The 12,828-nt window shown below is 68.2% G+C and carries 10 protein-coding genes and 2 pseudogenes; all 12 read left to right on the top strand.

Annotated features, from left to right (window positions below; all coding sequences use genetic code 11):
- Nucleotides 1-4 precede the first annotated feature (4 nt).
- Nucleotides 5-358 carry a DUF4233 domain-containing protein gene (locus tag J7E87_RS29475; RefSeq protein WP_215097649.1) on the top strand — a complete coding sequence of 118 codons (354 nt, stop codon included), beginning with the start codon at nucleotides 5-7 and terminating at the stop codon, nucleotides 356-358.
- Nucleotides 359-421: 63 nt separating this feature from the next.
- Nucleotides 422-835: a nucleoside-diphosphate kinase gene (gene ndk / locus J7E87_RS29470; protein ID WP_215097648.1), complete on the top strand. Its 414-nt coding sequence runs from the start codon at nucleotides 422-424 to the stop codon at nucleotides 833-835.
- 252 nt (nucleotides 836-1,087) lie between these two features.
- Nucleotides 1,088-2,107 (top strand): rod shape-determining protein, encoded by a 1,020-nt coding sequence (locus J7E87_RS29465; protein ID WP_215097686.1) that lies wholly within the window; start codon nucleotides 1,088-1,090, stop codon nucleotides 2,105-2,107.
- Between the two features lie 145 nt (nucleotides 2,108-2,252).
- Nucleotides 2,253-3,248, top strand: a complete 996-nt coding sequence (mreC, locus tag J7E87_RS29460) for a rod shape-determining protein MreC (RefSeq protein ID WP_215097647.1) — start codon at nucleotides 2,253-2,255, stop codon at nucleotides 3,246-3,248.
- A 13-nt stretch (nucleotides 3,249-3,261) separates the two neighbouring features.
- Complete coding sequence (mreD, locus tag J7E87_RS29455) at nucleotides 3,262-3,933, top strand: rod shape-determining protein MreD (RefSeq protein ID WP_215097646.1); 672 nt, start codon at nucleotides 3,262-3,264, stop codon at nucleotides 3,931-3,933.
- Between the two features lie 16 nt (nucleotides 3,934-3,949).
- Nucleotides 3,950-6,118 carry a penicillin-binding protein 2 gene (mrdA, locus tag J7E87_RS29450; RefSeq protein WP_215097645.1) on the top strand — a complete coding sequence of 723 codons (2,169 nt, stop codon included), beginning with the start codon at nucleotides 3,950-3,952 and terminating at the stop codon, nucleotides 6,116-6,118.
- 3 nt (nucleotides 6,119-6,121) lie between these two features.
- Nucleotides 6,122-7,324 carry a rod shape-determining protein RodA gene (rodA, locus tag J7E87_RS29445; protein ID WP_215097644.1) on the top strand — a complete coding sequence of 401 codons (1,203 nt, stop codon included), beginning with the start codon at nucleotides 6,122-6,124 and terminating at the stop codon, nucleotides 7,322-7,324.
- Nucleotides 7,325-7,374: 50 nt separating this feature from the next.
- The gene (locus tag J7E87_RS29440) at nucleotides 7,375-8,901 is read left to right on the top strand and encodes a CYTH and CHAD domain-containing protein (RefSeq protein ID WP_215097643.1); all 1,527 of its coding nucleotides are present in this window, start codon (nucleotides 7,375-7,377) and stop codon (nucleotides 8,899-8,901) included.
- 52 nt (nucleotides 8,902-8,953) lie between these two features.
- Nucleotides 8,954-10,903 carry a TIGR03960 family B12-binding radical SAM protein gene (locus J7E87_RS29435; protein ID WP_215097642.1) on the top strand — a complete coding sequence of 650 codons (1,950 nt, stop codon included), beginning with the start codon at nucleotides 8,954-8,956 and terminating at the stop codon, nucleotides 10,901-10,903.
- Between the two features lie 443 nt (nucleotides 10,904-11,346).
- Entirely contained in the window at nucleotides 11,347-12,090 is a 744-nt protein-coding gene (locus tag J7E87_RS29430) for an SDR family oxidoreductase (RefSeq protein ID WP_215097641.1), read from the top strand.
- A gap of 46 nt (nucleotides 12,091-12,136) precedes the next feature.
- A pseudogene (locus J7E87_RS35600) lies at nucleotides 12,137-12,346 on the top strand (GNAT family N-acetyltransferase); the annotation flags it as partial.
- Between the two features lie 36 nt (nucleotides 12,347-12,382).
- A pseudogene (locus tag J7E87_RS29425) lies at nucleotides 12,383-12,828 on the top strand (hypothetical protein); the annotation flags it as partial.

Raw genomic sequence — 12,828 nt, 5'->3', positions numbered from 1 at the left:
TCTGATGCGTACGCTCTGTGCATCCACCCTGATCGGCGAATTCTTTGTGATCGGCTTCGCCGGTCTTGTCGCCATGAAGTCCGACGGCCTTTCGGCGACGACGGTCTGGGCGGTCTGCGGCGTCGGCATGCTGCTCTCGGTCCTGCTCTGCGGGATGCTCAGCCGCCCCGGCGGCGTACAGCTCGGCTGGGCGCTGCAGATCGCGCTTGTCGTGAGCGGTTTCGTGGTGCCGATGATGTTCTTCCTCGGGGCGGTGTTCGCGGGCCTGTGGTGGGCCTCGGTGCACTACGGCCGCAAGATCGACGAGGCCAAGGCCCGGTGGGCCGCACAGGCCTCGTCAGAGCCTGACGCTGCGTAATCGGCGGCTTTCCGGCCCTGTAGCCTCTGAATTCCTGAATCCGCATTTGAAGGAGCCCGCACAGTGAGCCAGCGCACGCTCGTCCTGCTCAAGCCCGACGCCGTACGCCGCGGACTGATCGGCGAGATCATCGGCCGGATCGAGGCCAAGGCCGGCTGGACAATCAGCGCGCTGGAGCTGCGCACCCTCGACCAGGAGACCCTGGAGCAGCACTACGGCGAGCACAAGGGCAAGCCCTTCTACGAGCCGCTGGTCGAGTTCATGGCGTCCGGTCCCGTCGTCGCGCTGGTCGTCGAAGGCGAGCGGGCCATCGAGGGCGTTCGCGCGCTGGCGGGCCCGACCGACCCGATCGCCGCCGCGCCCGGCTCCATCCGGGGCGACTTCGGCACCATCGTCCGGGAGAACCTCATCCACGCCTCGGACTCCGAAGAGTCCGCCATTCGGGAACTCAAGATTTTCTTCCCCGGACTTTCCTGATTGGCCGTCAGCCATACGCGCTCATGACCTGGGGCGACCGAAGGAATTTCGGTCGCCCTTCGGCATACGAACGCGCTTTGCGGGAACGCATCGCTGCGACACCTCGTCACCTATACAGAGGCGGGCCACCGCGCCGTGTCCGTGCAGGCGGCACTACGATGAAGCCTCCACGCCACAGCACCCACCTCGCCATCCTGAAAAGCCATCAATGCTCGATTTGGGAAGGCCAGACGCATCCTCATGGGGAACAACATGTCGTTCATCGGCCGTGACATGGCTGTCGACCTCGGGACCGCCAACACGCTGGTGTACGTCAGGGGTCGGGGGATCGTCCTCAACGAGCCGTCCGTCGTCGCCATCAACACCAACACGGGCGGCATTCTCGCGGTCGGCGCCGAGGCGAAGAAGATGATCGGCCGGACACCTGGCAACATCGTTGCCGTCCGGCCGTTGAAGGACGGCGTCATCGCCGACTTCGAGATCACCGAGCGGATGCTCCGCTACTTCATCCTGAAGATTCACAAGCGCCGCTACCTCGCCCGTCCGCGCGTCGTCGTCTGTGTGCCCTCCGGCATCACGGGTGTCGAGCGCCGTGCGGTCATCGAGGCGACGACGCAGGCGGGCGCCCGACAGGTGCACATCATCGAGGAGCCCATGGCCGCGGCCATCGGCTCCGGACTCCCGGTCCATGAAGCCACCGGCAATATGGTCGTCGACATCGGTGGTGGCACCACCGAAGTCGCCGTCATCTCACTTGGCGGAATCGTCACAGCACAGTCCATCCGCGTCGCCGGCGACGAACTGGACAACGCGATCATCCAGCACATCAAGAAGGAGTACTCCCTCCTGCTCGGTGAGCGGACCGCCGAGAACATCAAGATCACCATCGGCTCCGCGTACGACTTGGACAAGGACGAGCACACCGAGATCCGCGGCCGTGACCTCGTCTCAGGTCTGCCGAAGACCGTGGTCGTTTCCGCCGCGGAAGTCCGCAAGGCGATCGAGGAACCGGTCAACGCGATCGTCGACGCCGTCAAGACCACCCTCGACAAGTGCCCGCCGGAGCTGTCCGGCGACGTGATGGACCGCGGCATCGTCCTCACCGGCGGCGGCGCGCTGCTGCGGGGCCTCGACGAGCGTCTGCGCCGGGAGACCGGCATGCCCATCCATATCGCCGAGGATCCGCTGGACTCGGTGGCCCTCGGAGCGGGCAAGTGCGTCGAGGAGTTCGAGGCGCTCCAGCAGGTTCTGGACGCCCAGCCCCGCCGATAACGCGGCGGCGGGCATGCGGATCGAAACCTCCCCCTACGCCCCGGCGGGCGTAGGGGGACCCCCATACGGGTGCCTGCCAACCCGTGTGGCGGATCGTTGATATACAGACATCAACATTCCTACGAGGAAGGCACGGCCGTCGCACGTGAGGGACACACGAGAGAGCCGGCTGCTCCTGGTGCTGCTGATCGCCATCGCGTTCGCTTTGATCACGGTGGACATCCGCGGAGGCGAGGAGTCACCGGTCGACGGCGCCCGGCAGGCCGCCGCAACGGTCTTCGGACCCGTCGAGAACGGCGTCGCGACAGCGGTCGACCCGATAGGCAATGCCATCGGAGCCGTCCGTGACTCGGGCCGGCGTCACGACCGCATCGGCGAACTGGAGCGCGAGAACGCCACGCTGAAGGCCAAGCTCGGCAGCGACGACCGCAACCGCAGCCGGGTGCGCGAGCTGGACAACATGCTCAAGAAGGCGGGCGCGGGACAGTACGGCATCAAGGGCGCCGAGGTCATCGCCATCGGAGCGGCCCAGGGCTTCTCCTGGACGGTCACCATCGACGTCGGCTCCAACGACGGCATCCAGCGCGACATGACCGTCCTCAATGGCGACGGACTTGTCGGCCGGATCACCACGGTCGGCCCCAACACCGCGACCGTACTGCTCGCCACCGACCCGGACTTCACGGTCGGCACCCGGATGGAGAAGACCGACGAACTGGGCTTCGCCACCGGCCAGGGCGACCGCCCGCTCTCCGTGCAACTGCTCAATGGCAAGGCCAAGGTGAAGAACGGCGACCGGCTCGTCACCTTCGGCTCGCAGGCCGACAAGCCGTTCGTGCCCGGCGTCCCGGTCGGCGAGGTCGTCCGCGTCGACCCCTCCGGCGGTGACCTCACCCGGAACATCTACGTCCGCCCGTACGTCGGCTTCACCAAGCTCGACATCGTCGGTGTCGTCGTCATGGCGCCCAGGTCCGATCCGCGCGACACGGTCCTGCCGCCCAAGCCCGCCGCCCCCAGGCCCACACCCACGGTCACGGTGACGGTCACCCCGTCCGCGGACGGCGAGGGCGGCGAGCAGATCCAGGGCGACGCCCAGGATCCGGCGGCCGACGCGAACGCCAGCGACCCGAACGTCGAGTAGGAGCTGATCCGTCATGCGCTTCAACCGGATGCTGCTCTCCACGACACTCGTCGTGGTCGCCCTCGTCATCCAGGTCTCCATCCTCGCCCGCCTCCAACTCCCCGGTGCCGTCCCCGACCTGCTGCTGCTCGTCGTCCTCGGACTCGCCCTCGTATACGGGCACATGGCCGGCGCCTTCATCGGCTTCGGCGCGGGCCTGCTCGCCGACCTCGCCCCGCCCGCCGACCACGCCGCCGGGCGCTACGCACTCGTGCTCTGCGTGATCGGCTACCTCGCGGGCCTGGTGCGCCCCGACAACGGCCAGCTCAAGTCGGCCACCGGACCGATGGCCGTGGTCGTCGGGGCCGCCATCTGCTCGACGCTGCTGTACGCGGGCGTGGGCGCGCTCGTCGGCGACACCGCCGCCCGCCATGTGGGCCTGGGCAGCCTGCTGTTCACGGCCGCCGTATACGACCTGCTCCTCGCGCCCTTCACAGTGCCGCTCATCATGGCCCTCGCCAGACGCGCCGAGAGCAATCCGCTCGCCGACAGCCCGAGCACCAGAAGCGGTGGCGACGCCGCCGCCCGCTGGCTCTCCTCCGGCACCGGCCTGCGCATCGGCAAGCAGCGCGGCGGAATGCGAGCCAAAGCAGCCAGGTCGCGAGCGGCGCGGGCCGTGCGCATAAAGGGAGTCAAGCGACTGTGATCGAGGGGGCACCAGCGTGAGCAACATTCCGGAGACCGGGCGGACCCCCCGTGTCCAGATCCGGCTCGTCGTCATCCAGGTACTGGTCTTCTCCCTCTTCCTCACCCTCGGCGGGCGCCTCTGGTACATCCAGATCCGCAACGGCCAGGAGTACACCGACGAGGCGAAGAACAACCACGTCCAGCAGGTCGTCCAGCCCGCCGTCCGCGGCTCGATCCTCGACGCCCGTGGCATCCCGCTCGCCGACAACGAGACCCGCCTGGTCGTCTCCGCGTCCCGCACCGAGCTGATGAAGATGAAGGACGACGGCAAAGGCGTCCTCACCCGCCTCGCGGGCGTACTCGGCATGAAGCCGAAGGACGTCATGGACAAGGTCAGGCTCTGCGACGCCAAGACCCCGCAGCCCTGCTGGAACGGCTCGCCCTACCAGCCGATCCCGGTCACCGACGAGGCCACCACCCAACAGGCCCTGCAGATCCGCGAACGCGCCGAGCACTTCCCCGGCATCACCGCCGAGCCCACCGCCGTACGCCGTTACACCGGACCCGGCGAGTCCAACACCGCCCAGGTCCTCGGCTATCTCTCACCCGTCACCGACGAGGAGATCACCAAGGCCAAGGACACCGACTCGCCGTTCCTGCGCTCCGACCAGGTGGGCCGCTCGGGCATCGAGCGCACCTACGACAAGGAGCTGCGCGGCAAGGCCGGAGTCACCCGCTACGAGGTCGACAACCTCGGCCGGGTCATCGGCCAGGCCGCCAAGGACGAGGCGCAGCCCGGCGCCAACCTCGTGACCTCGATCGACGCACGGGTGCAGGGAGTCGCGGAGTACGAGCTCAGCAAGGCGATGAAGGCCGCCCGCCAGGAACTCGACAGAAACACCGGCGAGAAGTACAAGGCGGACGCCGGCGCCGTCGTGGTGATGGAGAACAAGACCGGCCGGATCGTCTCGATGGCCTCCCAGCCGACGTACGACCCCAACTCCTGGGTCGGCGGCATCTCCGGCAAGGACTACGCCAAGCTCACCGGCAAGGACTCCAACTACCCGCTGCTGAACCGCGCGATCCAGGGCCAGGCCGCGCCCGGCTCGATCTTCAAGGTCGTCTCCTCGACCGCGGCGGTCAACGCGGGCTACCCCTTCAACGGCGGCTACCCCTGCCCCAGCTCGTACTCCGTCGGCGGCCAGGTCTTCAAGAACTTCGAGTCCAAGGGCTACGGCAGCATCAACCTCGGCAGGGCCCTGGAGGTCTCCTGCGACACCGTCTTCTACGGTCTCGCCCACCGGGAGTGGCAGAAGGACGGCGGCATCAAGCCGAAGAAACACACGAACGACTGGTTCTACAAGACCGCCCACCAGTTCGGCCTCGGCAAGGAGACCGGCATCGACCTCCCCAACGAGGTCAGGGGCCGCGTCCCCGACCGCCAGTGGAAGCAGAGCTTCTGGGAGGCCAACAAGGACAGCTGGTGCAAGCAGGGCAAGAAGAACGGCGACTACGTCGAGAAGATCGCGTACGAGAACTGCCTCGAAGGCAACCGGATGCGCGCCGGTGACTCCGTCAACTACTCCATCGGCCAGGGCGACATCCTCGTCACTCCGATCCAGATGGCCACGATCTACTCGGCCATCGCCAACGGCGGCACCCTGTACAACCCCACCATCGGCAAGGCCGTGATCAGCGCGGACGGCAAATCCGTCCAGGAGATCAAGCCGAAGTCCCACGGCAAGCTGCCCATGGACGCCCGGACCCGTTCGCAGATCGACAAAGCCCTCGCGGGAGTCACCACCCGGGGATCGGCCGCCTGGCGCTTCGGCGGCTGGCCGCAGGACGAAATCCCGATGCACGCCAAGACGGGTACCGCCGAGGTCTACGGCAAGCAGACGACCTCCTGGTTCGTCTCCTACACCGAGGACTACACGATCATCATGACGATCGCCCAGGGCGGTACCGGATCCGGTGCCTCGGGACCGGCCGTGCGCAAGATCTACGAGGCGATGTACGGACTCGACGAGAAGGGCGGTCAGGACCTGAAGAAGGCCCTGCTGCCCAAGCCGCAGACGGCACTGCCGAAGATCGAACGGGACGGCTCCATCGAAGCCCCCGAGATCGAGCCGTACAAACCGGCCGAAGAGGAGCCTCCGGCCGAGGACCAGCAGCTCGCGGGCGCTCCCGCGCGGAGGGACTGAGCCATGGCCGGCACGAATGGCTTCTCCGTCTCCGGATACGGGCCCCAGCGCGGCGGCCTGTGGTCGCAGCTGTCGGCCCGCGACTCCGTACTGCGCAAACTCGACTGGCCACTGCTGCTGTCCGCGATCGCGCTGTCCCTCGTGGGCACGCTGCTGGTGTGGTCGGCGACCCGCAACCGCACCGCGCTGAACCAGGGCGACCCGTACTACTTCTTCTTCCGCCACGCCCTCAACACCGGTATCGGCATCGTGCTGATGATCGGCACGATCTGGCTCGGGCACCGCACCCTGCGCGGCGCGGTCCCGGTGCTGTACGGACTCTCCGTCGTGCTCGTCCTGCTGGTGCTCACGCCGCTCGGCGCGACCATCAACGGCGCGCACGCGTGGATCGTGATCGGCGGCGGCTTCTCACTCCAGCCCTCGGAATTCGTGAAGATCACGATCATTCTGGCGATGGCCATGCTGCTGGCCGCGCGCGTGGACGCCGGCGACCAGCAACACCCCGACCACCGGACAGTCGCCAAATCCCTGGGCTTCGCGGTCCTGCCGATGGTGATCGTCATGCTGATGCCCGACCTCGGCTCGGTGATGGTGATGGCGGTGATCGTGCTCGGGGTGCTGCTCGCCTCCGGCGCGTCCAACCGCTGGATCCTCGGGCTGATCGGCGCCGGCGTCATCGGTGCCGTGACGGTCACCGCGCTCGGGCTGCTGGACGAGTACCAGATCAACCGCTTCGCGGCGTTCGCCAACCCGGAGCTGGACCCGGCCGGCGTCGGCTACAACACCAACCAGGCGCGGATCGCGATCGGATCGGGCGGGCTGACCGGCACGGGCCTGTTCAAAGGCTCCCAGACCACCGGCCAGTTCGTCCCCGAGCAGCAGACGGACTTCGTCTTCACAGTCGCGGGCGAGGAACTGGGCTTCCTGGGAGCGGGCCTGATCCTGCTGCTGCTCGGCGTCGTCCTGTGGCGCGCCTGCCGCATCGCACGCGAGACGACCGAGCTGTACGGAACGATCGTGGCCGCCGGGATCATCGCCTGGTTCGCCTTCCAGGCCTTCGAGAACATCGGGATGACGCTGGGGATCATGCCGGTGGCGGGCCTGCCGCTACCGTTCGTCTCGTACGGAGGCACCTCGATGTTCGCGGTCTGGATCGCGATCGGGCTGCTCCAGTCGATCCGTGTGCAGCGGCCGATAACCGCGTAGGTGAACGCGTGGGGATGCCACGGAGGCCTCCAGGCAACTAGATTCGGTTCATGGCGGATACGAAGCGTGAGATCGAGCGGAAGTACGAGGCCACACCGGACACCCGGCTCCCGGACCTGACCGGGATCCCAGGAGTATCGGCAGTCCACGACAAGGGCGTCGCCGAGCTCGATGCCGTCTACTACGACACCGCCGACCTGCGCCTCGCCGCCGCCGCCATCACCCTGCGCCGCAGGACCGGCGGCACGGACGCCGGCTGGCACCTCAAGCTCCCCATCGCCCCCGGCGTACGGGACGAGATCAGCGCACCCCTGTCCGACACGGTCCCGAGCAGCCTTCAGAGCCTGGCCCGCGCCCGCACCAGGGACGCCGAACTCACGCCCGAGGTGCGCCTGCGCACCTCCAGGGAGGTACGCCACCTGGTCGACGCGGACGGCTCGCTGCTGGCCGAACTGAGCAAGGACGCGGTCCGGGCGGAACGCCTCACCGACGGCGGCCGCAAGGCAAGGTGGACCGAGATCGAGGTGGAGCTCGGCGACGACGCGGATCCGTCCATCCTCGACGCGATCGACAAGAAGCTCCGCAAGGCGGGCGTACGCCCGGCGAAGTCGCCGTCGAAGCTGGCCAGGGCGCTGGCGGAGACCGCCCCCGAGGCGGACGAGCGGGCCACGCCCCCCGCCCCGCAGCCCCCGCAGACCTCCGGCGAGTACGTCCTCGCCTACCTGCGGGAACAGGCCGACGCGCTGCTCGCGTACGACCCCGGCGTACGCCGTGACCTGCCCGACGCGGTGCATCAGATGCGGGTCGCCACACGACGGATGCGCAGCGCTTTCAAGACGTTCCGGAAGATCCTCGACCGGACCGTCACCGACCCGATCGGCGACGAGCTCAAGTGGCTCGCGGGCGAGCTGGGAGTCGCGCGCGACCAGGAGGTGCTCACCGAGCGGCTGCAGTCGCGGATCGACGAGGTGCCCAGGACCCTGCTGCTCGGCCCGGTGCTCGGCCGGCTGCAGATCTGGAGCGTCGCCCGTGGCTCCGAAGCCCGGCGCAAGGCCCTCGCCGCACTCGACACCGAGCGCTACCTCTCCCTCCTGGATTCGCTTGACGCACTGCTCAGCGACCCGCCGCTACTGAAGACGGCGCGCGGCGCGCCCGCCAGGGTGCTCCCCAAGGCGGTCCTGAAGGACTACGACCGGCTGGCCGCCCGGATCGACCACGCCCTGGAGCTGCCCCCGGGCGAGGAGCGGGACCTGGCCATGCACGACGCCCGCAAGGCCGCCAAACGCGCCCGGTACGCGGGAGAGGCGGCGACGCCCGCGCTCGGCAAGGCGGCCAAGAAGTTCGCCAAGCGGATGAAGGCCGTGCAGACGGTGCTCGGCGACCACCAGGACAGCGTCGTGGCCCGCGAAGCCCTGCGCAATCTCGCGATCCAGGCGCATGCGGCGGGGGAGTCCGCCTTCACCTGGGGCCTGCTGTACGGGCGGGAGGAGACACAGGCCGCGCAACGGGAGGCGGAACTTCCGGAGGTGTGGAAGGAGGCGTCCGCCCCGAAACTCCGGGCGGATCTGACCGGCTGAGCGCCGGGGTAGCCTTGATGGTCACCCTTGCCCGCTCACGAGAGACGCCACGATGCCTGTCGAGTCGGTCTTCCCACGCCTGGAAGCGCTTCTCCCGCACGTCCAGAAGCCGATCCAGTACGTCGGGGGAGAGCTCAACTCCACCGTCAAGGACTGGGACGCCTGCGACGTCCGCTGGGCGCTCATGTACCCCGACGCGTACGAGGTCGGACTGCCCAACCAGGGCGTCATGATCCTCTACGAGGTACTGAACGAGCGCGAGGGAGTGCTCGCCGAGCGCACGTACAGCGTGTGGCCGGACCTCGAAGAGCTGATGCGGGAGCACAAGGTCCCGCAGTTCACGGTCGACGCACACCGCCCGGTGAAGGGCTTCGACGTCTTCGGCCTCAGCTTCTCCACGGAGCTCGGCTACACGAACATGCTCACCGCCCTGGACCTCGCGGGCATCCCGCTGGAGGCGAAGGACCGCGGCCTGGACGACCCGATCGTGCTCGCCGGCGGCCACGCGGCCTTCAACCCCGAGCCGATCGCGCAGTTCATCGACTGCGCGGTCATCGGCGACGGCGAGCAGGCCGTCCTCGACATGACCGAGATCATCCGCGCCTGGAAGGCCGAGGGCCGCCCGGGCGGCCGCGAAGAGGTGCTCTTCCGCCTCGCGAAGACCGGAAATGTCTACGTCCCGGGCTTCTACGACGTCGAGTACCTGCCCGACGGCCGCATCGCCCGCGTCGTCCCGAACAAGTCCGGCGTGCCCTGGCGCGTGTCCAAGCACACCGTCATGGACCTCGACGAGTGGCCGTACCCGAAGCAGCCGCTGGTCCCCCTCGCCGAGACCGTCCATGAACGGATGTCCGTCGAGATCTTCCGCGGCTGTACCCGCGGCTGCCGCTTCTGCCAGGCCGGCATGATCACGCGCCCTGTGCGGGAGCGAAGCATCACCGGCATCGGCGACATGGTCGACAAGGGCCTGAAGGCGACCGGCTTCGAGGAGGTCGGCCTGCTGTCGCTGTCCTCCGCGGACCACAGCGAGATCGGCGACATCGCGAAGGGCCTGGCCGACCGGTACGAGGAAGACAAGATCGGTCTCTCGCTGCCGTCGACCCGCGTGGACGCGTTCAACGTGGACCTGGCCAATGAGCTGACCCGCAACGGCCGTCGCTCGGGTCTGACGTTCGCCCCCGAGGGCGGCTCCGAGCGCCTGCGCAAGGTCATCAACAAGATGGTCTCGGAAGAGGACCTGATCCGTACGGTCTCCACTGCGTACGGCAACGGCTGGCGTCAGGTGAAGCTGTACTTCATGTGCGGTCTGCCCACCGAGACCGACGAGGACGTTCTCCAGATCGGCGACATGGCGGTCAAGGTCATCGCCGAGGGCCGGAAGGTCTCGGGGCAGAACGACATCCGCTGCACGGTGTCGATCGGCGGCTTCGTGCCCAAGCCGCACACCCCGTTCCAGTGGGCCCCCCAGCTGAGCGCCGAAGAGACGGACGCGCGGCTCGAGAAGCTGCGCGACAAGATCCGCGGCGACAAGAAGTACGGCCGCTCGATCGGCTTCCGCTACCACGACGGCAAGCCCGGCATCGTCGAGGGCCTGCTCTCCCGCGGTGACCGCCGCATCGGCTCGGTCATCCGCGCGGTCTACGAGGACGGTGGCCGCTTCGACGGCTGGCGCGAGTACTTCTCGTACGACAGGTGGATGGCCTGCGCCGAGAAGACGCTGCCCTCCTTCGGCGTGGACGTCGACTGGTACACGACGCGTGAGCGCACATATGAGGAAGTCCTGCCCTGGGATCACCTGGACTCCGGTCTCGACAAGGACTGGCTCTGGGAGGACTGGCAGGACTCGCTCGACGAGACCGAGGTCGAGGACTGCCGCTGGACGCCGTGCTTCGACTGCGGCGTCTGCCCGCAGCTCGACCTCGACATCCAGATCGGCCCGACGGGCAAGAAGTTGCTGCCGTTGACCGTCAAGAAGCCTGCGACCAGCGGACACTCTCACTGACGTGAGTGAGGCGCTGCGGCGCATCACCGATGCCTTGGCCGGCACCAGCGAGGAAGCGGCGGCCGTGGTGCTGAGTGTGCTCGGCGTCCGGGGCAGGCGACAGCGGTGCGTACGGGATACCCCGAGAACGCCGCTGCCGCCGCCTGGGATCTTCGGGCGTTCAGTCCGAGGTCGAGTGGGTCCGAGAACCTGCGTCACATCCTCTTTCCGCAGCTCACGGCGTCATGAAGTGCGATCTGATCTGCCTTGCCGTTCGGCTGGGCGTCGATGGACGGCAAACCGAAGGGGCAGCGGGTCGTTCTTGACTCCCTGCAGTCACGGGATGCGATCTCGGCCTCTGAGGGCGACGCTGAGGGAGGCCTGCACCCGTGACCGCCCACCCCACGCATGCCGACAGCGTGGGAAAGATGAGTGGCAGCCCGAGTGACAGAGGAGAGAACACCATGCGCATCGCCGTCGCCGGAGCAACCGGGAACATCGGGGCCCGCACCGCCGCCGCCCTGGAACTGGCCGGACACGAAGTCGTGCGCATCAGCCGCTCACTCGGCGTGGACCTGATCACCGGGGACGGCCTCGGCGCCGCCCTGACCGGCGTCGACGCCGTCGTGGACGCCACGAGCTACGAGGCAGCCGACCGAGACGACGCGGTGGCGTACTTCGGCACCGCCACCCGGAACCTGCTCGCCGCCGGGGAAGGGGCCGGTGTCCGTCACCACGTGCTGCTCTCGATCGTCGGCGTTGATCGTGTTGAAGGCAACGCACACTACGCCGGGAAGCGTGAGCAGGAGCGTCTCGTGACCGAGGGCCCGGTGCCGTGGACGATCGTTCCTGTCACCCAGTTCCACGACTTCGCCGCGACGTTGACGAGTTGGACCGAACAGGACGGCGTCGCCACGATCGCACCGCTGCTCGTCCAGCCGATCGCGCCCGCGGACGCGGCCGGCATCCTCGCCGAGATCGCCACGGGCACACCGCAGGGGCGTTACCGCGATGTCGCCGGCCCGGAGCCGCAGGACCTGGTGGACATGGCCCGGCGCACCAACGAGGCGCGCGGACACGCGGTCAAGCTCGTGCCGACGTGGCAATCGCTGCTGGGTTCGGAGATGGCCGGCGACGTACTCCTGCCCGGCGAGGGCGCCCGCATCGCGCCAACCACCTTCGACGAGTGGCTCGCAAAGCCGCAATAGCGTCACCCCGGCCCAGCACCCTGCGCTGCCGCGATCGCGGCACTGGTACGGAGTGCGGCCGAGCGCCCGCCGCCGCGGTCATGCCACCGCGATGCTGCGCGACGTCCTCCCGCACGCCCGCGCACTCGGCCTCGACCGGGTCCTCGTCACCTGAGACATCGTCAACACCGGCTCGCGCAAGGTGATTGAGAGCCGCAAGGTGATTGAGAACAACGGGGGCGTCTACGAGGGCGAGCGCGGCCAAAAGCGCAGGTAATGGATCCGGACGGGCCTGTGACGCGTCATGTCTGACATGGAGTTCGAGAAGTCACCTCAGACGTACGGGAATCATCAGGCGCCCGCGCACTACGAGCCCGGTGAGGGCTGTCTCACCACAGTCATCCGCATTCCGGTGCGGATCGTGGTGCTGCTCGTGGTCATTCCCGTACGGATGGTGTGGGACCTTCTCGTCGTCTGCGGCCGGGCCTTGGAGCGGATATTGCTGCGGCCGCTGGGCAGGGCGCTGGCCTGGGTGTACGAGGCGGTGCTGACTCCGGTCGGGCATGGACTTATGTGGCTGGCAATGGCGTTGCTCGTCTGGCCGTGGGTCGCCCTGTGGCGGTACCTGCTGGTGCCGGTGGTGACGTACGGGCTTGTGGTGCCGGTGGTGTGGATCTACCGGCAGTTGCTGACTCCGCTCGGCCACGGGCTCGCCTGGCTCGTGGAGCTTTTGCTTGTCGCGCCCGTGCGCTGGAGCTG

The sequence above is a fragment of the Streptomyces sp. ISL-1 genome (genome assembly GCF_018614585.1).
Taxonomy (GTDB): Bacteria; Actinomycetota; Actinomycetes; order Streptomycetales; family Streptomycetaceae; genus Streptomyces; species Streptomyces maoxianensis.
Note: the sequence above shows the minus strand (reverse complement) of the source record. Positions and strands in the feature narration are given on the sequence as shown.

Coding starts and splice junctions, on each gene's coding strand:
- J7E87_RS29475 (WP_215097649.1), top strand. CDS start 5: ATGCGTACGCTCTGTGCATCCACCCTGATCGGCGAATTCTTTGTGATC.
- J7E87_RS29465 (WP_215097686.1), top strand. CDS start 1,088: ATGTCGTTCATCGGCCGTGACATGGCTGTCGACCTCGGGACCGCCAAC.
- mreD (WP_215097646.1), top strand. CDS start 3,262: ATGCGCTTCAACCGGATGCTGCTCTCCACGACACTCGTCGTGGTCGCC.
- rodA (WP_215097644.1), top strand. CDS start 6,122: ATGGCCGGCACGAATGGCTTCTCCGTCTCCGGATACGGGCCCCAGCGC.
- J7E87_RS29440 (WP_215097643.1), top strand. CDS start 7,375: ATGGCGGATACGAAGCGTGAGATCGAGCGGAAGTACGAGGCCACACCG.
- J7E87_RS29435 (WP_215097642.1), top strand. CDS start 8,954: ATGCCTGTCGAGTCGGTCTTCCCACGCCTGGAAGCGCTTCTCCCGCAC.
- J7E87_RS29430 (WP_215097641.1), top strand. CDS start 11,347: ATGCGCATCGCCGTCGCCGGAGCAACCGGGAACATCGGGGCCCGCACC.